This window comes from Enterobacter cloacae complex sp. EB5, from assembly GCF_031432835.1.
GTDB classification, from domain to species: Bacteria; Pseudomonadota; Gammaproteobacteria; order Enterobacterales; family Enterobacteriaceae; genus Enterobacter; species Enterobacter hormaechei_C.
Genome location: NZ_CP133860.1, coordinates 1413318 through 1437149 on the forward strand (window position 1 = coordinate 1413318; position 23832 = coordinate 1437149).

Here is a 23832-nt window from a genome sequence, read left to right on the forward strand (position 1 = left end):
CCGGCTCAGCAGAGCTTGAGCTGTTGTAACAGGGTTTTCAGCTGCGCCTTACGCTGCTCGTCCAGCGGCGAGGCTGGCGGCAGGACGTGCGTAGAAATCGGACGACCGCAGAGCACGATCGCCTCTTTAATGACGTTCACAAACGGCGTATCCAGCTGATACATCTGCGGGATTTGCAGCAGGGTCTGATGATACTCAGCCGCTTTCGCCACGTGCCCGTCGCGCCAGGCTTTCAGAAGATTCACCGACACCTGCGGGGCAAAGTTGCCGCTGGCCGAGATTGCCCCGTCGCCGCCGAGCAGCAGGGTATTAAACAGATGATCGTCATAGCCGCAGAGCACGGTGAAGTGCGGATGTGCGGCTTTGACGGTATGGATCATGCTGCGCAGGTGGGCGACGGAATCGATGGTGTCTTTGATGCCGACGATGTTGCTGCGCGAGTCGGCGAGGGTTTTCACCAGCGCCGGGGTCAGATCCTGCCCGGTCAGCGCCGGGAAGTTATAGAGCATCACCGGCAGCGTGACGCTGTCGGCCACCTGTTCGAAATAGCGGATCAGGTTTGCTTCCGACACTTTCCAGTAGTAGGGGTTGATCACCACGATGCCGTCCGCCCCCGCCCCCTGCGCGTGCTGGCTCAGTTCAATGGTTTCCCGGGCGTTGGTGCCGCCGGTGCCGATCAGCACCGGCACACGACGATCGACATGATCGATCGCAAACCGGGCAATGGTTTTACGCTCTTCGCCGCTGAGCTGGGAGAACTCGCCGCCGCTGCCCAGGAAGAACAGGCCGTCGACGCCTGCTTTGATCAGATCGTCGATCAGCGCGGCGGTGCCCGACTTATCAAGCTGGCCATCGGCGGTAAAAATGGTGGAGACAGGGGGAATGATACCCGTGAACAACGCGGACTGCGGCATGTGATCTCCTTGCTGAATCATTTTGTTCTATATTATAGAACAGCGTTCATTAATTTAACGATCATACTATGACGCAGAAAAAGCGCAGGTAAATGGGAGATGAGGAGGGAGTGCGGGAAATTTAAGCTGGATCACATTATGCGTGGGTGCGGTCTGGTGCCCTCACCCCGGCCCTCTCCCACGGGGAGAGGGTGTAAAAGTTCCCTCTCCCCGTGGGAGAGGGTTAGGGTGAGGGGTAAGGGTTACTCTACCAGCATCTTCACCACAACCTTACGCACCTGCGCCGGCGCACCCACCGCGCACAGCGGCTTATGCACTTCGCCCGGCCAGAACACCACAAAATCTCCTTCGCTCAGCACCACGGTTTTCTCCTGCTCGCCTTCCGGCAGGAACGCGATGTCTTTTTCCGCCAGCCAGTCAGTGTCCGGCGTACCGTGCGGCAGGGTGCTGAAGGTCATCCCTTCCTGACCCTTCAGCACAATCTGAATATCCAGATAGCGTGCATGGTATTCAGCGCGACGCTCGGCGAACGGCTGGGTCATGTCCTCCGAAACCAGATAAAACAGGCTGTTGCCGTTGATGTCGTGCTTGCCGGTCGGCGTCGCGTCGCTGACGTGCGCCTTAACGTGCTCAATGGCCTGGCGCAGCTCTTCTGGCAGCCAGGACTGGAGATGATGAATATTGCCAATAATCATGATACGACCCTCAGATTAAAACATTGTTTCATTTTCATGTTTTATACGAGAATTGCCTCTTCCATACCAGCCCTTTTTAGACAAGATTTGCGTCAGCGCATGTTTATCGGGAAATGTGTTAATCCACTGTTAATTACACACAGGCATTTATGCAGTGGTTATGCATAACCTCATTTCATGCGCTTTGCACATAGGATCTAACCCACTGAATATACAAAGTAACTCACAAAACCTGTTGGTATATCACACTTTATCACTTCGGTTATTTCCTTTAAAAATCCATAATTATTTATTGATTTCTCTTAAGTGAAAAATAGTTAATTGTCATTATTGCATAGCTATTCCTGGGACTGAATTTTATTGTTTAAAATCAACAGCATAACCAAATATTTCAAAACATGTGATTCTACAAAATAATAACAACTTCAAATATTGCCACCCGTTCCTGCTTAGGTATTCATCCCTTAATAATATGAAATTAATCATTATCTGATACGAATCATGCAATTGAAAACAAACTCATCAATATCGGTTTTCGCGTGAGCAATGTCACAATAACCATTATTTAAGCGCCTACTATAAATCACGAAATCAATTGAGCTTAGCCGCCATGAAATTAAACACATCACATGGCGCATGCCCTTTTTATTCTGAAAAAAAAGTTAAAGGAATAATTATGGAAAAGCATTACGTCGGTTCTGAAATTGGTCAATTGCGTAGCGTTATGCTGCACCGTCCAAATTTAAGTCTGAAACGGTTAACCCCCTCAAACTGTCAGGAGCTCCTATTTGATGACGTGCTCTCGGTTGAACGGGCGGGTGAAGAGCATGACATCTTCGCAAACACGCTGCGCGAGCAGGGTGTGGAAGTCCTGCTGTTGACCGACCTTCTTACGCAAACGCTTGATATTGCGGAAGCAAAAGCCTGGCTTCTTGAAACACAAATCTCCGACTATCGCCTGGGGCCAACCTTCGCCGCCGACGTGCGCGGCTGGCTGGCGGATCTGCCGCATCGCGAACTGGCGCGCAGATTGAGCGGCGGATTAACCTACGGTGAAATTCCTGCGGCTATTAAAAATATGGTGGTCGATACCCACACGGCGAATGATTTTATTATGAAGCCGCTGCCGAACCACTTATTTACCCGCGATACCTCCTGCTGGATATATAACGGCGTCTCCATTAATCCGATGGCGAAACCTGCTCGCCAACGTGAAACCAATAACCTGCGGGCAATATATCGCTGGCACCCCGCATTTGCCGACGGCGAGTTTATTAAGTATTTCGGCGACGAGAATATTAATTACGACCACGCCACTCTGGAAGGCGGCGACGTATTAGTGATTGGCCGCGGCGCGGTACTGATCGGCATGTCCGAGCGCACGACCCCGCAGGGCGTGGAGTTCCTCGCCAACAGCCTGTTTAAACATCGCCAGGCCGAGCGCGTGATTGCCGTTGAGCTGCCGAAACACCGCTCCTGCATGCACCTCGACACCGTAATGACCCACATCGACGTGGACACCTTCTCCGTTTACCCGGAAGTGGTGCGCAAGGACGCCCAGTGCTGGACGCTCACCCCGGACGGGCGCGGCGGCCTGCTGCGTACCCAGGAAACCGACCTGCTGCACGCCATCGAGAAAGCCCTCGGCATTAACCAGGTCCGCCTGATCACCACCGGCGGCGATGCCTTTGAAGCCGAACGCGAGCAGTGGAACGACGCCAACAACGTCCTCACCATCCGCCCGGGCGTGGTGATCGGCTACGAGCGCAACGTCTGGACCAACGAGAAGTACGACAAAGCAGGCATTACCGTGCTGCCTATCCCAGGCGACGAGCTGGGACGCGGTCGCGGCGGCGCGCGCTGCATGAGTTGCCCACTGGAACGCGACGGAATTTAAAGGAGCCATCATGGAACGAAAACCCACTCTGGTTGTGGCCCTTGGCGGCAACGCGCTGCTCAAGCGCGGCGAGCCGCTTGAAGCGGACATCCAGCGCCAGAACATCGAGCAGGCCGCCCGCACCATCGCTGGCTTAACGGAGCAGTGGCGCGTGGTGCTGGTGCACGGCAACGGCCCGCAGGTCGGACTGCTGGCACTGCAAAACAGCGCCTATGACAAAGTCACCCCCTACCCGCTGGACGTTCTCGGTGCCGAAAGCCAGGGGATGATCGGCTACATGCTCCAGCAGGCGCTGAAAAACAATCTCCCGCAGCGCGAGGTCAGCGTCCTGCTCACACAGGTGGAAGTGGACGCCGCCGACCCGGCCTTCAGCAACCCGACCAAGTACATCGGCCCGGTCTACAGCGAAGCCCAGGCTAAAGCGCTGGCCGCAGAGAAAGGCTGGGTGTTTAAGGCCGACGGCAGCTACTTCCGCCGCGTGGTGCCGTCGCCGCAGCCGAAGCGCATCGTCGAGAGCGACGCCATCACGGCGCTGATTCAGCGCGACCACCTGGTGATCTGCAACGGCGGCGGCGGCGTGCCGGTGGTGGAACACGCCAACGGCTATCGCGGCATTGAGGCGGTGATCGACAAAGACCTCTCCGCCGCCCTGCTGGCACGTCAGATCGAAGCCGATGCCCTGCTAATCCTCACCGATGCCGACGCGGTGTATCTCGACTGGGGCAAGCCAACCCAGCGTCCGCTGGCGCAGGTGACGCCGGAGCTGCTCAGAGATATGCAGTTCGACGCGGGATCGATGGGGCCGAAAGTGGCCGCCTGCCGCGAGTTTGTTGAGGCCTGCGGCGGCATTGCCGGGATCGGTGCGCTGGCCGACGGCGCGGAGATCCTGGCGGGCGAGAAAGGCACGTTGATTCGTAACTGAGTCGTTTTCCCCTCACCCTAACCCTCTCCCAAAGGGAGAGGGAATGTACGCCCCCTCTCCCACAGGGAGAGGCCCGGGGTGAGGGCATCAGACAGCTAAATTTTAAAAAGGATTTCCCCATGACCATTAACCTGAAAAACCGCAACTTCCTCAAACTGCTGGACTACACCCCGGCAGAGATCCAGTACCTGATCGACCTCGCCATCGAGCTGAAGGCCGCCAAAAAAGCCGGACGCGAAAAACAAACCCTGGTCGGGAAAAACATCGCCCTGATCTTTGAAAAAACCTCCACCCGCACCCGCTGCGCCTTCGAAGTGGGTGCGTTCGACCAGGGCGCGCAGGTCACCTACCTCGGCCCAAGCGGATCGCAGATTGGCCACAAAGAGTCAATGAAAGACACCGCGCGCGTGCTGGGCCGCATGTATGACGGCATCGAGTATCGCGGCTACGGCCAGGCCATCGTCGAAGAGCTGGGTGAGTACGCGGGCGTGCCGGTGTGGAACGGCCTGACCGACGAGTTCCACCCGACGCAAATCCTCGCCGACCTGATGACCATGCTGGAGCACTCTCCGGGCAAAACCCTGCCGGAGCTGAGCTTTGCTTATCTAGGCGACGCGCGGAACAACATGGGCAACTCCCTGATGGTCGGCGCGGCCAAAATGGGGATGGATATCCGCCTCGTCGCGCCGAAATCCTTCTGGCCGGAGGCAGGCCTGGTTGAGCAGTGCCGCGCCATCGCCAAAGAGACCGGCGCGCGCATCACCCTCACCGACGACGTGGAGGAAGGCGTGCAGGGCACCGATTTCCTCTACACCGACGTGTGGGTCTCCATGGGCGAGCCGAAGGAGGCCTGGGCCGAGCGCGTCAGCCTGATGAAGCCGTATCAGATCAATGCGGACGTGATGAAGGCCACCGGCAACCCGAACGTCAAGTTCATGCACTGCCTGCCTGCGTTCCACAACGAGCACACTAAAGTGGGCCGCGAAATCGAGATGGCGTACGGCCTGAAGGGGCTGGAGGTGACGGAAGAGGTCTTTGAATCACCGAACTCCATCGTTTTCGACGAAGCAGAGAACCGCATGCACACCATCAAAGCGGTCATGGTGGCGACACTCGGCGACTAATCACCGCCCGGCGCGCCGCGGGGTGCGCCGGGTTCAGGAGAACATCATGGGCAAGTTCAAGTTTCCCTCCGCTTACACCATTCTCTTTTTTCTGATTGCCGTGGTTGCCGTGCTGACGTGGATTGTTCCGGCCGGGCAGTACCATATGGCGATGAACGAGGCGCTCGGCAAAGAAGTGCCGGTTGCTGGCACCTATGCACAGGTAGCATCACATCCGCAGGGGCTGGTTTCGGTGCTGATGGCGCCGATTGCCGGGCTGTACGATCCGGAGTCCGGGCAGGCCGGGGCCATCGACGTGGCGCTGTTTATTCTGATCATCGGGGGATTCCTCGGGATCGTCACTAAAACCGGGGCGATAGACGCCGGGATCGAGCGCGTCACCACCCGGCTGCGCGGCCGCGAAGAGTGGATGATCCCGATCCTGATGGCGCTGTTTGCCGCAGGCGGCACGATTTACGGCATGGCAGAAGAGTCGCTGCCCTTCTATACCTTACTGGTGCCGGTGATGCTGGCGGCGCGGTTCGATCCGGTGGTTGCTGCGTCCACCGTGCTGCTCGGCGCGGGGATCGGCACCCTCGGCTCCACCATCAACCCGTTCGCCACGGTGATCGCCGCCAACGCCGCCGGGATCCCCTTCACCAACGGCATCGCTCTGCGCCTGGCGCTGCTGGTGATCGGCTGGATCATCTGCGTGGCGTGGGTAATGCGCTACGCCCGCAAGGTGCGCAAGGATACGTCGCTGTCGATCGTGGCGGATAAGCAGGAAGAGAATCTCGCCCACTTCCTCGGCAACAAGGGCGAGCAGTCGCTGGAATTTACCCCGGTGCGCAAACTCATCCTGGTGATCTTCGCCCTCGCCTTCGCGGTGATGATCTACGGCGTGGCGGTGCTGGGCTGGTGGATGGCGGAGATCTCGGCGGTGTTCCTCGCCAGCGCGATTATCGTCGGGCTGATCGCCCGCATGAGCGAAGAGGAGCTGACTTCAACCTTTATCAACGGCGCGCGAGATTTGCTGGGCGTCGCGCTGATTATCGGCATCGCGCGCGGTATCGTAGTGATCATGGATAAGGGCATGATTACCCACACCATTTTACACAGCGCCGAGGGAATGGTCACCGGATTGTCGACGGTGGCGTTCATCAACGTGATGTACTGGCTGGAAGTGGTGCTGTCGTTTCTTGTGCCTTCTTCGTCCGGCCTGGCCGTTCTGACGATGCCGATCATGGCGCCCCTTGCCGATTTCGCTAACGTCAACCGCGACCTGGTGGTTACGGCTTACCAGTCGGCGTCCGGCATCGTTAACCTGATCACTCCCACCTCTGCCGTCGTGATGGGCGGGCTGGCTATCGCCCGCGTGCCCTACGTGCGCTATCTGAAATGGGTCGCGCCGTTGCTGGGGATTTTAACGGTGGTGATTATGGTGGCGTTAAGCCTGGGCGCCCTGTTGTAATTTGCCGGATGGCGCTGCGCTTATCCGGCCTACGGATCGGTGCGGTGCCACCGGTTATTTCGGGAACTGATATGGGAACTATGATGGATTACGAAGAGTACTCTCCCAAAGAGCAACTACAGCTAACGGTCTGCCAGCGTCTGATCGCGGAAAAGAGCTATCTCTCTCAGGAGGAGATCCGCCGCGACTTACAGGAGCGGGGTTTTGAGACCATCAGCCAGTCCACCGTTTCACGTCTGCTCAAGTTGCTCGGTGTCATAAAAATTCGCAATGCCAAAGGGCTAAAGATTTATTCGCTGAATCCCCAGCTGCGCCCGGCCCCCGACGCGGCGCGTACCGTCTCTGAAATGGTGGTGAGCGTGGAGCACAACAGCGAATTTATCCTTATCCATACCGTCGCCGGATATGGCCGCGCGGTGGCGCGTATTCTGGATTATCACCAGTTACCGGAAATTTTAGGCGTGGTGGCCGGAAGCAGTATTGTCTGGGTCGCGCCCCGCGTGGTGAAGCGCACCGCGCTGGTGCATAAGCAAATTAATTATTTACTCAGAACGCATTAATATTCATAAAGAACCGTTTGCATTGAGTAAAGCGTGCATTAAATCGCTTGATCCCAAAAGCGAGCTGCGTATAATGCCCGACAATTTGCCGGGAGGAAGCATGGTCAAGCGTGTACGACATAACGTCTTACCGCGTCTGAAATCAGACGCTGGCCTGCCGTTTTTCTTCCCGTTGCTAAACCTATTCCCAGAGCCCCTCATTTGAGGGGCTTTTTTTTGCCCGGCGTCAGGAGATAAACATGAATCCGCTTTATCAAAAACACATCATTTCCATAAACGACCTCAGCCGCGAAGAGCTGGAACTGGTTCTGGAAACCGCGGCAAAACTGAAGGCCAATCCGCAACCGGAGCTGCTGAAGCACAAGGTGATTGCGAGCTGCTTCTTCGAAGCCTCGACCCGCACGCGTCTCTCCTTCGAAACCTCCATGCACCGCCTGGGCGCGAGCGTGGTGGGCTTCTCGGACAGCAGCAACACGTCGCTGGGCAAAAAAGGCGAGACCCTGGCGGATACCATTTCAGTGATTAGCACCTACGTTGACGCGATTGTGATGCGCCACCCGCAGGAGGGCGCGGCGCGTCTGGCGACCGAATTTTCCGGCGGCATTCCGGTACTGAATGCCGGTGACGGCGCTAACCAGCATCCGACGCAGACCCTGCTGGATCTGTTCACCATTCAGGAGACGCAGGGCACGCTTGAGAACCTGAACATCGCCATGGTCGGCGACCTGAAATATGGCCGCACCGTCCACTCGCTGACCCAGGCGCTGGCGAAATTTAACGGCAACCGCTTCTTCTTCATCGCCCCGGACGCGCTGGCGATGCCGCAGTACATTCTCGATATGCTGGACGAAAAAGGCATCGCGTGGAGCCTGCACGCCAGCATCGAAGAGGTGATGGGCAACGTGGATATTCTCTACATGACCCGCGTGCAGAAAGAGCGTCTTGACCCATCCGAGTACGCCAACGTGAAGGCGCAGTTCGTGCTGCGCGCCAGCGACCTCGAGGGCGCGCGCGACAACATGAAGGTGCTGCACCCGCTGCCGCGCATCGATGAGATCACCACAGACGTGGATAAAACGCCGCACGCCTGGTACTTCCAGCAGGCCGGAAACGGCATCTTCGCCCGCCAGGCGTTACTGGCACTGGTTCTGAATCGCGAATTGGCACTGTAAGGGGAAACGACAATGACACACGATAACAAACTCCAGGTTGAAGCCATCAAGCGTGGCACCGTGATTGACCACATCCCTGCGCAGGTGGGCTTTAAGCTGCTGACGCTGTTCAAACTGACTGAAACCGACCAGCGCATCACCATCGGCCTGAACCTGCCGTCGGGCGAAATGGGCCGTAAAGACCTGATCAAGATCGAGAACACTTTCCTGACCGACGAGCAGGTTAACCAGCTGTCACTGTACGCACCGGACGCCACGGTTAACCGCATCGACGATTACGACGTGGTGGGAAAATCTCGCCCAAGCCTGCCGGATCGCATCGAAAGCGTGCTGGTCTGCCCGAACAGCAACTGCATCAGTCATGCTGAGCCGGTTTCCTCCAGCTTTGCAGTGAAAAAACGCGCCAATGACATCGCACTCAAATGCAAATACTGCGAAAAAGAGTTTTCTCATTATGTGGTGCTGGCCAACTAATTGAGGTTGGTAATGAAATCCCGGCTGTTATAATGGCCGGGAACATTCTTAACGCTGTAATTCTGGAGAAAAAATGAGCAAAGTACTCGCGACGGAAAATGCACCAGCGGCTATCGGCCCATACGTTCAGGGCGTTGATCTGGGCAGCATGATCATCACTTCTGGCCAGATCCCGGTGAACCCAAAAACCGGTGAAGTACCAGCCGACGTAGCGGCGCAGGCGCGTCAGTCGCTGGAAAACGTGCAGGCGATCGTCGAATCTGCCGGTCTGAAAGTGGGCGATATCGTCAAAACTACCGTGTTCGTGAAAGATCTGAATGATTTTGCGACCGTTAACGCTACTTACGAAGCGTTCTTCACCGAGCACAACGCGACCTTCCCGGCGCGCTCCTGCGTGGAAGTGGCGCGTCTGCCAAAAGACGTGAAAATTGAAATTGAAGCGATTGCCGTACGTCGCTAATTTATTTCAAGAAAGAGAAGGCAGCTCAGGCTGCCTTTTTTTATTTCGACTATTTTTACTCTCTCCGGGAAATGACGCATCCGCCACTCCATTAATAGACTGACGCTGCCTTGCTCTATTCTAATTAATGGATGATGAATGAAACTCTCTAAAATTGCGCTGGCGGTTACTACATTAACGGTTGCGTCTTCCGCACTTGCACACGGATATATAGAATCCCCCGCCAGCCGCACTTATATGTGTAAGCTCGGCAAGAATATTGACTGTGGCTCTGTACAATATGAACCGCAGAGCGTAGAAAAGGCCTCCGGCTTCCCGACGGGTGCGATGCCGCCCGACGGCCAGCTTGCCAGCGCCGGTATTACCAGCTACTCCCAGCTTGATAAGCAGAGCCTGAACGCCTGGACCAAAAATCCTATGACGGCAGGCCCGCATGAATTTGTCTGGCATCATACCGCGCCGCATAAAACCACCAACTGGCGTTATTACATTACCAAACAAAACTGGGACCCCAATAAACCGCTGACCCGTGACCAGTTCGAATTAACGCCGTTCTGTACTATTAACGGACATGGCCAGGCACCGGCGATGACAAAATCCATGACCTGTAATGTCCCGGAACGTACGGGCTACCAGGTTATTTATGGCGTGTGGGAAATTGCGGATACGGCAAACAGTTTCTATCAGGCCATTGACGTTGATTTCGGTAACGGCGGCAACGTCACGCCGGACGACACCCCAGCGGTGATCTCCCAGTGGAGTAAAACCCTGAGCGGACAGATTGCCGGGAATAACCTGAACACGGGCGATAAAGTGATTGCACGCTTCTTCGACGCCAACGGGGAAGTTGCCGCCCTGCGTACCGAGCTGACCATCGGCTCCGTTGCCCAGGGGGATGCGAACCAGTGGTCCTACGATCTGGCGCAGAAGATCAACGCCGCGCACAGCGATGTGCGTGTCGGGGTGAAGGATGAAGCGGGCGAAATTAGCCCGGTTCACGGCGCGAACAGCGTCTTCGTCAAAGACGGCAGCGCCCTCCAGTCCGTTGCGATTTCGTACGAAGAGCAGAAGGCGGAAGTGAATGAAACCATCGCGGTTTCTAACCTGCACTACAGCAAAATCGAGAATGGCAAGGCGACCGTCACCTTCCACGTGAACACCAAAGGCGATGTGAACGTTGAAGCGCACGTGATGAACCACAGCGGTGCGGAAAAGGGGTATCTGAAGCAGGAGATGAATAACGCCAGCCAGGACGTGACCATGACCCTGACTGACGTCACGGCGGGGCACCATATGCTGAAATACTACGCCACCAACAAAGACGGCACCCTGTTCGCGCAGGACGTGCTGGATCTGATGCTGGAAAGCGACGCGGCGGACAGCAACGGCCCGCATGACTTTATCTTCCCGGATAACGTCGCGTCCTACAAAGCGGGCACCGTAGTGCTACAGCCGAAAGACGGTAAGACCTACGAATGCAGGCCTGTCCCGTTCAGCGGCTACTGCGTGCAGTACAGCCCAACCGCAAACCAGTTTGAACCAGGCGTGGGCGCGCACTGGAGAGAGGCGTGGGTGTTGAAGAACTGAGTTGCCTTCACGCCCGGCGGCACTTCGTTTGCCGGGCCTACACGTCACGTAGGCCCGGTAAGCGTAGCGCCACCGGGCGCATTTGTTACTGATTCCGCGTCGCCCTAAGCAGCGTCTCCAGCGGGTACACCGCCGCAATCACCACCTCGTCCTGGATCGTCGCCGCGTTATCCAGTTCGCTCTGGATCGACGCGATCTCGTTGTCGTCCAGCGTGCCCTGACGCGCCACCAGATCCGTCAGCCTCAGACCAATCGAGGCCAGCTTATCCACCTCCTGGATCACCGGCTTTATGGCCTTCAGCTGATAGCTGTTTTCGCTTAGCGCCTGCGCATCGCTGGTGTTGTTCTGCCAGCGGTTAAAGACGTGGCGCAGCGCATCGGCGCTTTCCGTGTCCTCCGCGTCGCTCACCAGACGGTCCGCCCATTTATTCATCTGACGCACGGTGGCGCTTTCCGCGTTTAGCGCGTCAGCGAGCCGGTTGAGCGGCTCAAACTGATGATAGTTTCCGGCCTGGAACTTAAGATGCTGGCGGGTGTAATACTGCGCCGGTTCAAGCGCCTGGGCGAGAATTTGCAGCGGCAGGGTATCCGCATTGTTGGCGAGGCGCGTGAACTGCACCTGCTGCTGGGTATGCTGCTGTAGTCCAGCCGACACCGTCGACCAACTGTCCATCGCCTGGAGCCGGGTATACATGTTGTCGATGTCGTTGACGTCCTTCGCCGACCATAGCCGCTCCGCCACTGCAAAGGCGCGCGGCCACAGACGGATATCCAGCACCGGCGCGACCACGTTTTCCGCCCACAGCGCGGCTTCGCCGCCGAGCAGATTGGCCTCGTTCGCCGGGTCCGGCACCACCGGCGGTATGCCTTTTGGCACCGCGTCCAGACGCGTGCCGTCGATCGGGTAGCGGGCGTTACCCACCAGGAAATAACCGCTGAGCTTATCGTTCTCAACGGAAACGACCGGACGCGTTTCACCCATCCAGGTATCAACGGTAAACGTTACCTGGTTGTCGTCCCGCCACTGAATGTTATCCACCGCCCGACGCGATTTCCCGGCAAAATCAATAAATCCGCGCCAGCCGGCATCGCCTTTCACCAGCGTAAAGCTGCCTTCCACCGGCTTGCCTTTCAGGCGCGGCATAGAGAAAGCCCAGCTCTGGACGCTGTCGGTGTCCGCTATCACATCCACGCCGTTCAGCCCCTGCGGCACAATTTCATTGCGGTAGTGGTAGGCGGTGGATTGCGGCTGATCGAGGTAGAAACCGGTTGAAAGAATGCCCTTATAGCCGTTCTGCGCCACCTGCCCCAGCGCGTCCTGTCCCTGCCAGGACTGGATCAGAATGCTTTTCGGCAGATCGGGATGGTAGATCTCATCCCAGCCAACCATCTGCCGGTGATGCTTCTCAAGGATCGTCTCCAGCTTGCGGTTGAAATACGCCTGCAACGCGTGGCTGTCCGCCAGTTTGTTGTCGCGCATGAACGTCTGGATCGCAGCGTTCGCTTTCCACTGGCTGTCGTCAACCTCATCGCCGCCAATATGCAGATACGGATCCGGGAAGATCGCCGCCAGTTCGCTGACCATCGCGTCGGCAAAGGTATAAGTTGCCTCTTTGGTTGGATCCAGCACTGGCTTCAGCACGCCCCAGTGGCGCTCCATGGCGTACGGCCCCGGCGCGCTCATCAGCTCCGGGTAGGCGACGGCAATCGCCGAGGCGTGGCCCGGCATATCAATTTCCGGCACCACGCGTATGCCGCGCTCGGCAGCGTAACGCACAATCTCGCGCATCTGCTCCGGGGTGTAGAACAGCCCGTCGCTGGCAAGCTGGGTTAATTTCGGATAACGCTTCGAGGTAAAGCGCCAGCCCTGATCGTCCGTCAAATGCCAGTGCAGAACGTTGAGTTTTGCCGCGGCCATGCCGTCGATCTGGCGTTTAATATCCGGAATCGGGAGGAAGTGGCGCGCCGAATCGAGCAGCAGCCCGCGCCACGGGAAGCGCGGCGAATCTTCAATGGTCACCCACGGGATCGAGGTGTTTTCGACGCCGTTCTGCATCAGCTGAAGCAAGGTTTCCATGGCGCGCAGCGCGCCGAAGCGGGTGTTGGCGGAGATATTTACGCCGTTGGCGTCTACCGTGAGTTTATAGCTCTCATCGCTGTCCGGCAGCGGCTGCGGCTTCACCTTTTTGGCGATGGCGATGCGGATGGTCGGCTTGTCAGGTTTTTCGGCCTGCGGCTGAAGCGTCCAGCCGGTTTGCAGCGCAATGCGCTGGCGCAGGCGGTTGACCGCATCCCCCAGATCGTCGCCGCTGACGCTCACAGCGAGTTGATTGTTAAGCACCAGCGCGCCCTGAGTAGTCGGGCGTTCAACCTTCGCAGGCCAGGGCATTAAGGGAAGGTCGCCTGCCGGGGCGGCAAAGGCGGAAGCGCCGAGCATAAGCCCGGCGGTTAAGAGACTGTACCGTAACATGAATGTTCCTTATCTGACGGGCCAAATAAAGGCAAAACATTCTGTTAACATGCGCTCAAATTGTCGTCAAGCGAATGCGCCGACAGAGATCACAGGTTGTTGAATTTGGGAGGAAAGCTATTGCCCGGTGGCGCTGCGCTTACCGGGCCTACGTTTCGGGAGTAGGCCGGGTAAGGCGAAGCCGCCACCCGGCAAACATGATTTACTGCCACCCATACCGACGGCTATAGAACCCTTTCACCATCTGCGTCAGTACCATGTAGCCCGCGAGGATCGCCACCAGCCACGGGAAGTAGCTCAGCGGCAGCGCCTGAAGTTGCAGGTAGCTTGCCAGCGGCGAGAACGGCAGCGCGATCCCGAGCGCCATCACAATGCCCGTCATCACAATCAGCGGCCACGCGGCACGGCTCTGGATAAACGGAATGCGGCGGGTGCGGATCATGTGCACAATCAGCGTCTGGGACAACAGCCCCACCACGAACCAGCCGGACTGGAACAGCGTCTGGTGTTCTGGCGTATTCGCATGGAACACAAACCACATCAGGCAGAAGGTCAGAATGTCAAAGATGGAGCTGATCGGCCCAAAGAACAGCATAAAGCGCCCCAGATCGGCGGGGTTCCAGCGCTGCGGCTTCTGGATCTGCTCGTCGTCCACGTTATCAAACGGGATCGCCACCTGAGAGACATCGTACATCAGGTTCTGGATCAGCAGGTGCAGCGGCAGCATCGGCAGGAACGGCAGAAACGCGCTCGCCACCAGCACGCTGAAGACGTTGCCGAAGTTGGAGCTGGCGGTCATTTTGATGTATTTGAGCATATTGGCGAAGGTGCGACGCCCTTCGATGACGCCCTCCTCCAGCACCATCAGGCTCTTTTCCAGCAGAATGATGTCCGCTGCTTCGCGGGCGATATCCACCGCGCCGTCCACGGAGATACCGATATCCGCCGCACGCAGGGCTGGCGCATCGTTGATGCCGTCGCCCATAAAGCCCACTACGTGCCCTTCACGACGCAGCAGAGTGACGATGCGTTCTTTATGCATCGGCGTCAGGCGGGCAAACAGCGTGGTGCGTTGGGCAAGCTCGGCCAGCTCATCGTCGGACAGGTGCTCAATGTCGCTCCCCACGACGACGTCACCCGCGTCCAGGCCGACTTCGTGGCACACTTTGGCCGCCACCAGCTCGCTGTCGCCGGTCAGGATTTTGACGGTGATCCCGCTCGCTTTCAGCGCTTTCAGCGCGGGCGCGGTGGTCTCTTTCGGCGGATCGAGGAATGCGATGTAACCTTCGAGGATCAAATCGGATTCATCGATACGCTGGTAGTCCCCTTCCCGCGCGGGCAGGAACTTGCTGGCTACCGCCACCACGCGCAGCCCCTGACGGTTCAGGTTATCGGTGACGCGTTTGATGCGGCGCAGCATGGTCTCATCCAGCGGCACGATCTCCCCGTTATGGCGCACCTGCGTGGAAACATTCAGGATCTCCTGCAATGCCCCTTTGCAGATCAGCTGGTGCACGTCCGGCTGCTCGCTGACCACCACCGACATGCGGCGCCGTTCAAAGTCGAACGGAATTTCGTCCACCTTCTGCCAGCGGCCGGAGAGCATGCGGGCAGACTCCTCGTCCACCCCTTCCAGCACCGCCACGTCGAGCAGGTTTTTCAGCCCGGTCTGATAATGGCTGTTCAGCCACGCGCTGTACAGCACCCGTTCGCTGGTCTTTCCGGCGATATCGGTGTGGTTCTCCAGCACGATTTTGTCCTGCGTCAGGGTGCCGGTTTTATCGGTGCAAAGAATGTCCATCGCGCCAAAGTTCTGGATGGCGTCGAGGTGTTTAACAATCACCTTTTGTTTAGAGAGTTTGACCGCCCCGCGCGCCAGCGTGGAGGTGACAATCATCGGCAGCATTTCCGGCGTTAAGCCAACGGCCACGGAGAGCGCGAACAGCGCCGCCTCCCACCAGTCGCCTTTGGTGTAGCCGTTGATCAGCAGGACAATCGGCGTCATGACCATCATAAAGCGGATCAGCAGCATGCTGACGCGGCCAATGCCTTTCTGGAACGCATTCGGCTCGCTCTCCTGCTCGCTGACGCGTCCGGCAAGCTGTCCAAACCAGGTATTGCCGCCGGTGGCGGTGACAATCGCCTGCGCCGTGCCGCTAACCACCGTGGTGCCCATAAAGCACAGGGTGTCGCACTCCAGCGGGTTCATCTGCTGCGGATCGCGGGTCCGCGCCACCTTCTCTACGGGCAGAGATTCACCGGTGAGTGACGCCTGCGCGACGAACAGATCCCGCGCCTGGATGATACGTAAATCCGCCGGGATCATGTCCCCCGCCGCCAGCTTCACCAGATCGCCCGGCACCAGCTGGTCAATGGGAAGCTCAATCCAGGCGTTTTCGCCGAGGTCGTTAATCACGCGCGACACGGTGGCGGTATTGCTGACCATCGCTTTCAGCGCATCCGCCGCTTTGGTGGAGCGCGCTTCCTGAATAAAGTTCAGCAGCGTGGAGATCCCCACCATCAGGGCAATCACGCCTGCGGCAAACAGATCTTCAGTGGCGTAAGAGATAATCCCGAGCACCGTCAGCAGCAGGTTGAACGGATTGCGGTAGCAGAGCCACAGATGGACCCACCAGGGAGAGGGTTTCTGCGCCGGGATCTGGTTATCGCCATGTTCCGCGCGGATTTTTAACACTTCTTGCGCGTTCAGCCCTTCCGGGTGGCCGCCAAAGGCGCGCCAGACTTCGTTTTCATCCATCGCCGCCACGTTCAGGCAGCGCTCGGTCAGGGAAGCGGGGATTGCCGCTCCCGCCATGGTGTTGGCATTTGGCAGCGGATCGCGCGCAATCAGGCGATGTGGCAGGTGACGGCTCAGCAGCGCTTGCAGCTGCCGGGTGATATTTTTCAGCATAGTCATTCCCCCGCATCCGCAAAGGCGGACGCAGTTTTCCCGCAGGCGTGGCAAAGCCGTACCTGTCAGGCACTTTATTTATCAAGCAGGAACGTATGAACGTTGCTGCCTCACGCCGGTGAGACAGCAAAAAGCTGGCTTACCGGTAAGAAGGTTTTCTCCGTGTCAGGAGAGGTGTGGGATCGGGATCCATGTGGCCTCCGGTAAGTAAAAAGTTGGGTATCGGCGCGCAGTATAGAGATTTATCCATACCGTTTGTGACTAATCGGGCGGTATTATAACGCCCTGCAAATAAACCGAACGTAAACCAGACTTTGCCCATAGCGAATTCGCAGGATAGCATTAGGCTCAATTGATTATTTTATCGTTGTTACAGGGAATACAGCATGCAGAACCGCCTTACGATTAAAGACATCGCGCGTTTAAGCGGCGTGGGGAAATCGACTGTCTCACGCGTGCTGAACAACGAAAGCGGTGTCAGCGAGCGCACACGCGAGCGCGTCGAGGCGGTGATGAATCAGCACGGTTTTTCCCCTTCCCGCTCCGCGCGCGCCATGCGCGGGCAGAGCGATAAAGTGGTCGCCATTATTGTCTCGCGTCTGGATTCCCTCTCCGAAAACCTCGCCGTACAGACTATGCTGCCCGCGTTCTACGAGCAGGGCTACGATCCGATCATGATGGAGAGCAAGTTCTCCGCGCAAATGGTGGAGGAGCATCTCGGCATGCTTCAGCGCCGTAATATTGATGGCGTGGTGCTGTTTGGATTTACTGGCCTTAAGGAGGACGTGCTCAAACCCTGGCAGCCGTCACTGGTGCTGCTGGCGCGCGACGCCAGCGGGTTTGCCTCTGTCTGTTACGATGACGAAGGGGCGATCGTGATCCTGATGCAGCGCCTGTATGAACAGGGCCATCGGCATATCAGCTATCTCGGCGTGCCCCATGCCGACATCACCACCGGCAAGCGTCGCCATGAAGCGTACCTGGCGTTTTGTAAAAAACACAATCTCCCCGCCGTGGCCGCGCTGCCAGGTCTGGGTATGAAACAGGGATATGAACAGGTCGCCAGCGTGCTGACGCCACAAACCACCGCCCTGGTGTGCGCCACGGATACTCTGGCATTAGGTGCGAGCAAATATTTGCAGGAGCAGCGCATCGGGGAGCTGCAATTAGCGAGCGTGGGAAGCACGCCGCTGATGAAGTTCTTACACCCGGAGATTATCAGCGTTGATCCGGGTTACGCCGAGTCTGGGCGACAGGCGGCCGCGCAGCTGATCGAGCAGATTACCGGGCGTACCGAGCCCCGTCAGATCGTTATTCCTGCCCATCTCTCATAATTCTTTTGAATAGATTATTGTGATCTTCGCCCGATTTCGGGAACGTTCCCATTTTCGCCGTCACGTTGAAGGAGTAGGCTTGCGCACAGGTCATAACCCCTATCACCATCTGTCATGAGGTTTCATGATGAGTAAAGTCAAACAAACAGATATCGATCAGCTGATCGTCCTGGTCGGCGGACGCGATAACATCGCCACCGTCAGCCATTGCATTACCCGCCTGCGCTTCGTGCTGAACGATCCGGCAAAAGCCAACCCGAAGGCCATTGAAGAGCTTTCCATGGTTAAAGGCTGCTTCACCAACGCCGGGCAGTTCCAGGTGGTGATTGGTACCGAAGTGGGCGATTACTATCAGGCTCTACTGGCGACTACCGGGCACTCTTCCGCCGATAAAGAGCAGGCAAAGAAGGCCGCGCGCCAGAATATGAAATGGCATGAGCAGCTGATTTCCCATTTTGCGGAGATCTTCTTCCCGCTGCTGCCAGCGCTGATCAGCGGGGGCTTAATTCTGGGCTTCCGTAACGTCATCGGCGATGTGCCAATGAGTGACGGCAAAACACTGGCGCAGATGTACCCGGCGCTGCAAAGCATCTATGACTTCCTGTGGCTGATTGGCGAAGCGATCTTCTTCTATCTGCCGGTCGGGATCTGCTGGTCCGCGGTGCGCAAGATGGGCGGAACGCCAATTCTCGGTATCGTGCTCGGCGTGACGCTGGTCTCTCCGCAGTTAATGAACGCTTACTTACTTGGTCAGCAAACGCCAGAGGTGTGGAACTTCGGCCTGTTTACCATCGCCAAAGTGGGCTATCAGGCGCAGGTGATCCCGGCATTGCTGGCGGGTCTGGCGCTGGGCTTTATTGAGACGCGCCTGAAGCGCATCGTGCCGGATTACCTGTATCTGGTGGTGGTCCCGGTCTGCTCGCTGATCCTGGCGGTGTTCCTGGCGCATGCCTTTATCGGTCCGTTTGGCCGCATGATTGGCGACGGCGTGGCCTTCGCGGTCCGTCACCTGATGACCGGCAGCTTCGCGCCAATCGGTGCCGCGCTGTTTGGCTTCCTCTATGCTCCGCTGGTGATCACCGGCGTGCACCAGACCACGCTGGCGATCGATATGCAGATGATCCAGAGCCTCGGCGGTACGCCTGTCTGGCCGATCATCGCCCTGTCTAACATTGCGCAGGCCTCGGCGGTAACCGGCATCATCATCGTCAGCCGTAAGCACAACGAGCGTGAGATCTCCGTTCCGGCTGCTATCTCCGCCTACCTCGGCGTCACTGAACCGGCGATGTACGGTATCAACCTGAAATATCGCTTCCCGATGCTCTGCGCGATGATCGGCTCCGGTCTGGCGGGCTTGCTGTGCGGCCTGAACGGCGTGATGGCGAACGGGATTGGCGTCGGCGGCCTGCCGGGTATCCTCTCCATTCAGCCCGCGTTCTGGCAGGTATTTGCGCTGGCGATGGCGGTGGCGATTATCATCCCAATGGCGCTGACTACCGTGGTTTACCAGCGTAAGTTCCGTCAGGGCACGTTGCAGATTGTTTAATTCTCTCTTTCGGGGCGCAGTTGCGCCCCTTCGCATTTGCAGGAACGTACTATGAATACCCTTCCTCACTGGTGGCAGAACGGCGTCATCTATCAGATTTACCCAAAGAGTTTCCAGGACACCACCGGCAGCGGCACGGGCGATCTGCGCGGCGTGACGCAGCGCCTGGACTACCTGAAAACCCTCGGCATTGACGCCATCTGGCTGACGCCGTTTTATATCTCCCCGCAGGTGGATAACGGTTACGACGTGGCGAACTACACTGCCATCGACCCGACCTACGGCACGCTGGACGACTTTGACGAACTGGTTGCCCGGGCGCATGAATACGGCATCCGCATCGTGCTGGATATGGTCTTTAACCACACGTCCACCCAGCACGCCTGGTTCCGCGAGTCGCTGGATAAAGCGAGTCCGTACCGCCAGTTCTATATCTGGCGCGACGGTACGCCGGATACGCTTCCCAACAACTGGCGCTCCAAGTTTGGCGGCAACGCCTGGCGCTGGCACGCCGAAAGCGAGCAGTATTATCTGCACCTGTTCGCGCCGGAGCAGGCGGATCTCAACTGGGAAAACCCGGCGGTGCGCGCCGAGCTGAAAAAAGTGTGCGAGTTCTGGGCCGATCGCGGCGTGGACGGCTTGCGTCTCGACGTCATCAACCTGATTTCAAAAGATCAGGATTTCCCGGACGATACCCTCGGCGACGGTCGCCGCTTCTACACTGACGGGCCGCGCATCCACGAATATCTTCAGGAGATGAGCCGCGACGTCTTTACGCCGCGTAACCTGATGACGGTGGGCGAGATGTCCTCCACCTCGCTGGAGAACTGCCAGCAGTACGCATCTCTTGACGGCCGCGAGCTGTCGATGACCTTTAACTTCCACCACCTCAAGGTGGACTACCCCGGCGGCGAAAAATGGACGAAGGCGAAGCCGGACTTCGTGGCGCTAAAAACCCTTTTCCGCCACTGGCAGCAGGGGATGCACAACAAAGCCTGGAACGCGCTGTTCTGGTGTAACCATGACCAGCCGCGCATCGTGTCGCGCTTTGGTGACGAAGGGGAACACCGCGTGGCGGCGGCGAAAATGCTCGGCATGGTGCTGCACGGGATGCAGGGCACACCGTATATCTACCAGGGTGAAGAGCTGGGTATGACCAACCCGCATTTCAGCCGTATCACCGACTACCGCGACGTGGAAAGCCTGAACATGTTCGCCGAACAGCGGGCTAACGGTCGCGATACGGATGAACTACTGGCGATTCTGGCGAGTAAGTCACGTGATAATGGCCGCACGCCGATGCAGTGGGACGCCTCGCATAATGCGGGCTTTACCGAGGCCGAGCCGTGGATTGGCGTCTGCGACAACTACGAAACCGTGAATGTCCGCGCGGCGCTGGATGACCCCAATTCGGTGTTCTACACCTATCAGTCGCTGATTCGCCTGCGCAAAACCCTGCCGGTACTGACGTGGGGGGATTATGAGGATCTCCTGCCTGACCACCCTTCCCTGTGGTGCTACCGCCGCCAGTGGCAGGGACAAACGCTGATGGTGGTGGCGAATCTGAGTCATTCGCCTCAGGAATGGCAAGCGGACGCTCTCAGCGGCGAGTCGCAGGTGGTGATAAGTAACTACCCCGCCCCTCAAACCTCAACGCTTCGTCCGTTTGAAGCCGTGTGGTGGTTAAAGCAGTAATTCCTCCGCCGGGCACGATGCCGTGTCCGGCTTACTTTGCTGTTTTTGTTGAATAATTAATCAGATTTTTCCTTCGCGTCTTTACAATTGCCCCAGCGCCCGCCGTTTGTACTCTCGTCTTTTTACTTTGTTCTGCATCAAAAAAATCGCAAACTTGTTTGATGCAAATCACTATATGTAGCACTTAAAATGCACGCCGACCCAACATCTTGTATTTATCGTCTACTATTCCAACAACAAGACGGCGCTTACGCTGGCCGGAATTGTGGATAACACGGGCTGGGCACGCGGGAAGTCTTTGCCGCGGCGAGGAATACGCCCGGTGAATACTTCTCCACCTCTGTGGATAACCTGTTTTTAAAATGGAGTGATCATGACACCGCATGTGATGAAACGTGATGGCTGTAAAGTGCCGTTTAAATCAGAGCGCATCAAAGAAGCCATTCTGCGTGCAGCTAAAGCAGCGGGAGTCGATGACGCAGATTACTGCGCCACCGTCGCAGAAGTCGTTAGCAGCCAGATGCATGAACGCAGCCAGGTGGATATCAACGAGATCCAGACCGCGGTTGAAAACCAGCTGATGTCTGGTCCGTACAAGCAGCTGGCGCGCGCCTACATTGAGTATCGTCACGACCGTGACGTCCAGCGTGAGAAACGCGGTCGCCTGAACCAGGAGATCCGCGGCCTGGTAGAGCAAACCAACTCGTCGCTGCTCAATGAAAATGCCAATAAAGACAGTAAAGTGATCCCGACCCAGCGCGACCTGCTGGCCGGTATCGTCGCCAAGCACTATGCCCGTCAGCATCTGCTGCCGCGCGATGTGGTATCAGCGCACGAGCGCGGTGAGATCCACTATCACGATCTCGACTACTCGCCGTTCTTCCCGATGTTTAACTGCATGCTTATCGACCTGAAAGGCATGCTGACCCACGGTTTTAAAATGGGTAACGCCGAGATTGAGCCGCCGAAATCCATCTCCACCGCGACGGCGGTCACGGCGCAGATCATCGCCCAGGTGGCGAGCCACATCTATGGCGGCACCACCATTAACCGCATCGATGAAGTGCTGGCCCCGTTCGTGACCGAAAGCTTCAACAAACACCGTAAAACGGCGGAAGAGTGGCAGATCCCGGATGCCGACGGTTACGCCCGTTCCCGCACCGAGAAAGAGTGCTACGACGCGTTCCAGTCGCTGGAATATGAGGTAAACACGCTGCACACCGCCAACGGCCAGACGCCGTTTGTGACCTTCGGGTTTGGCCTCGGCACCAGCTGGGAATCACGCCTGATCCAGCAGTCAATTCTGCGCAACCGTATCTCCGGCCTCGGTAAAAACCGTAAAACGGCGGTGTTCCCGAAACTGGTGTTCGCCATCCGCGACGGCCTGAACCACAAGTTTGGCGATCCGAACTACGACATCAAGCAGCTGGCGCTGGAGTGCGCGAGCAAGCGTATGTACCCGGATATCCTCAACTACGACCAGGTGGTGAAAGTCACCGGTTCGTTTAAAACGCCAATGGGCTGCCGCAGCTTCCTCGGCGTGTACGAGGATGAGAACGGCGAGCAGATCCACGACGGGCGCAACAACCTGGGCGTCATCAGCCTGAACCTGCCGCGCATCGCGCTGGAAGCCAAAGGGAATGAAGCGGCCTTCTGGACGCTGCTGGATGAACGTTTACAGCTGGCACGTAAGGCGCTGATGACCCGCATCGCCCGTCTTGAAGGGGTGAAAGCCCGCGTCGCGCCAATTCTCTATATGGAAGGGGCCTGCGGCGTGCGCCTGAAGGCGGACGATGATGTGTCGGAGATCTTCAAAAACGGTCGCGCGTCGATCTCTCTTGGCTATATCGGCATTCACGAAACGATTAACGCGCTGTTTGGCGACAAGCATATCTATGACAACGACGCCCTGCGTGAGAAAGGTATCGCGATTGTGCAGCGCCTGCGCGATGCGGTAGACCAGTGGAAAGAGGAAACTGGCTACGGTTTCAGCCTGTACAGCACGCCGAGCGAAAACCTCTGCGATCGCTTCTGCCGTCTGGACACCGCCGAGTTCGGCATCGTGGAAGGCGTGACCGACAAAGGTTACTACACCAACAGCTTCCACCTTGACGTTGAGAAGAAGGTGAACCCGTACGACAAGATCGACTTCGAAGCGGCTTATCCGCCCATCGCGAACGGCGGTTTTATCTGCTACGGCGAGTACCCGAACATTCAGCACAACCTGAAGGCGCTGGAAGACGTGTGGGATTACAGCTATCAGCACGTGCCGTACTACGGAACCAACACGCCAATCGACGAGTGCTACGAGTGCGGCTTTACCGGTGAGTTCGAGTGCACCAGCAAAGGCTTCACCTGCCCGAAATGCGGTAACCACGATGCAGCTCGCGTCTCCGTGACCCGTCGCGTGTGCGGCTACCTTGGCAGCCCGGACGCCCGTCCGTTTAACGCCGGTAAGCAGGAGGAGGTGAAGCGCAGGGTGAAACATCTGGGGAATGGGCAGATCGGGTAAGTTCTGCGCAGGGTTTCCCCCTCACCCTACCCCTCTCCCTCAAGGGAGAGGGAACCGATCGAGCACATTGTTATTCCGGCCACCGGTTTTCTCCCTCTCCCTGTGGGAG

At 57.7% G+C, this 23832-nt stretch carries 18 protein-coding genes and 1 pseudogene; 14 read left to right on the forward strand and 5 right to left on the reverse strand.

The genetic code is table 11. The annotated features are described in order from the left end of the window. Nucleotides 1-5: 5 nt before the first annotated feature. Complete coding sequence (gene yagE / locus RHN82_RS06765) at nt 6-914, reverse strand: 2-keto-3-deoxygluconate aldolase (protein WP_047052586.1); 909 nt, start codon at nt 912-914, stop codon at nt 6-8. 242 nt (nt 915-1156) lie between these two features. Continuing rightward, entirely contained in the window at nt 1157-1609 is a 453-nt protein-coding gene (locus RHN82_RS06770; RefSeq protein WP_047052587.1) for a YhcH/YjgK/YiaL family protein, read from the reverse strand. A 676-nt stretch (nt 1610-2285) separates the two neighbouring features. On the opposite strand from RHN82_RS06770, the gene arcA reads away from it, so the two are divergent. The 5 genes from arcA (at nt 2286) to RHN82_RS06795 (ending at nt 7562) form a co-directional block, all read left to right on the forward strand. Beyond that, nucleotides 2286-3506, forward strand: a complete 1221-nt coding sequence (arcA, locus tag RHN82_RS06775; protein WP_047052588.1) for an arginine deiminase — start codon at nt 2286-2288, stop codon at nt 3504-3506. 10 nt (nt 3507-3516) lie between these two features. Then, nucleotides 3517-4428: a carbamate kinase gene (locus RHN82_RS06780; RefSeq protein ID WP_047052589.1), complete on the forward strand. Its 912-nt coding sequence runs from the start codon at nt 3517-3519 to the stop codon at nt 4426-4428. Between the two features lie 119 nt (nt 4429-4547). Further along, nucleotides 4548-5552, forward strand: a complete 1005-nt coding sequence (gene argF, locus RHN82_RS06785) for an ornithine carbamoyltransferase (RefSeq protein ID WP_003863360.1) — start codon at nt 4548-4550, stop codon at nt 5550-5552. Between the two features lie 46 nt (nt 5553-5598). Further along, nucleotides 5599-7002: a YfcC family protein gene (locus RHN82_RS06790; protein WP_047052590.1), complete on the forward strand. Its 1404-nt coding sequence runs from the start codon at nt 5599-5601 to the stop codon at nt 7000-7002. An 80-nt stretch (nt 7003-7082) separates the two neighbouring features. Then, nucleotides 7083-7562 (forward strand): arginine repressor, encoded by a 480-nt coding sequence (locus RHN82_RS06795; RefSeq protein WP_003863366.1) that lies wholly within the window; start codon nt 7083-7085, stop codon nt 7560-7562. A gap of 3 nt (nt 7563-7565) precedes the next feature. Here RHN82_RS06795 and RHN82_RS06800 read toward each other — a convergent pair. Beyond that, nucleotides 7566-7683 (reverse strand): annotated as a pseudogene (locus tag RHN82_RS06800) (hypothetical protein). Here RHN82_RS06800 and RHN82_RS06805 point away from each other — a divergent pair. The 5 genes from RHN82_RS06805 (at nt 7663) to gbpA (ending at nt 11255) form a co-directional block, all read left to right on the forward strand. Further along, on the forward strand, nt 7663-7767 hold the full coding sequence (locus RHN82_RS06805; protein ID WP_022646880.1) for a pyrBI operon leader peptide: 105 nt from the start codon (nt 7663-7665) through the stop codon (nt 7765-7767). The pseudogene RHN82_RS06800 and the gene RHN82_RS06805 sit on opposite strands and share 21 nt — an antisense overlap. 34 nt (nt 7768-7801) lie before the next feature. Next, nucleotides 7802-8734, forward strand: coding sequence for an aspartate carbamoyltransferase (gene pyrB, locus RHN82_RS06810; protein ID WP_003863368.1), 933 nt, complete (start codon nt 7802-7804; stop codon nt 8732-8734). Nucleotides 8735-8746: 12 nt separating this feature from the next. Further along, the gene (gene pyrI, locus RHN82_RS06815) at nt 8747-9208 is read left to right on the forward strand and encodes an aspartate carbamoyltransferase regulatory subunit (protein ID WP_003863370.1); all 462 of its coding nucleotides are present in this window, start codon (nt 8747-8749) and stop codon (nt 9206-9208) included. A gap of 73 nt (nt 9209-9281) precedes the next feature. Further along, on the forward strand, nt 9282-9668 hold the full coding sequence (ridA, locus tag RHN82_RS06820) for a 2-iminobutanoate/2-iminopropanoate deaminase (protein WP_003863373.1): 387 nt from the start codon (nt 9282-9284) through the stop codon (nt 9666-9668). A 138-nt stretch (nt 9669-9806) separates the two neighbouring features. Continuing rightward, nucleotides 9807-11255, forward strand: coding sequence for an N-acetylglucosamine-binding protein GbpA (gene gbpA, locus RHN82_RS06825; protein WP_047052591.1), 1449 nt, complete (start codon nt 9807-9809; stop codon nt 11253-11255). An 85-nt stretch (nt 11256-11340) separates the two neighbouring features. Here the strand turns inward: gbpA and RHN82_RS06830 are convergent, their stop codons facing one another. Further along, nucleotides 11341-13725, reverse strand: coding sequence for a beta-N-acetylhexosaminidase (locus RHN82_RS06830; protein ID WP_047052592.1), 2385 nt, complete (start codon nt 13723-13725; stop codon nt 11341-11343). Nucleotides 13726-13927: 202 nt separating this feature from the next. Continuing rightward, on the reverse strand, nt 13928-16636 hold the full coding sequence (gene mgtA / locus RHN82_RS06835) for a magnesium-translocating P-type ATPase (protein WP_047052593.1): 2709 nt from the start codon (nt 16634-16636) through the stop codon (nt 13928-13930). Between the two features lie 386 nt (nt 16637-17022). Here mgtA and treR point away from each other — a divergent pair, with 386 nt between their 5' ends. The 4 genes from treR (at nt 17023) to nrdD (ending at nt 23723) form a co-directional block, all read left to right on the forward strand. Continuing rightward, nucleotides 17023-17970, forward strand: coding sequence for a trehalose operon repressor TreR (gene treR / locus RHN82_RS06840; RefSeq protein WP_015572520.1), 948 nt, complete (start codon nt 17023-17025; stop codon nt 17968-17970). A gap of 127 nt (nt 17971-18097) precedes the next feature. Continuing rightward, nucleotides 18098-19516, forward strand: a complete 1419-nt coding sequence (gene treB, locus RHN82_RS06845) for a PTS trehalose transporter subunit IIBC (RefSeq protein ID WP_003863402.1) — start codon at nt 18098-18100, stop codon at nt 19514-19516. A gap of 51 nt (nt 19517-19567) precedes the next feature. Beyond that, a complete protein-coding gene (treC, locus tag RHN82_RS06850; protein WP_047052594.1) occupies nt 19568-21211 on the forward strand; it encodes an alpha,alpha-phosphotrehalase in 1644 nt (547 codons plus the stop codon). A 373-nt stretch (nt 21212-21584) separates the two neighbouring features. After that, nucleotides 21585-23723: an anaerobic ribonucleoside-triphosphate reductase gene (gene nrdD, locus RHN82_RS06855; RefSeq protein WP_023305323.1), complete on the forward strand. Its 2139-nt coding sequence runs from the start codon at nt 21585-21587 to the stop codon at nt 23721-23723. Nucleotides 23724-23832 lie beyond the last annotated feature (109 nt).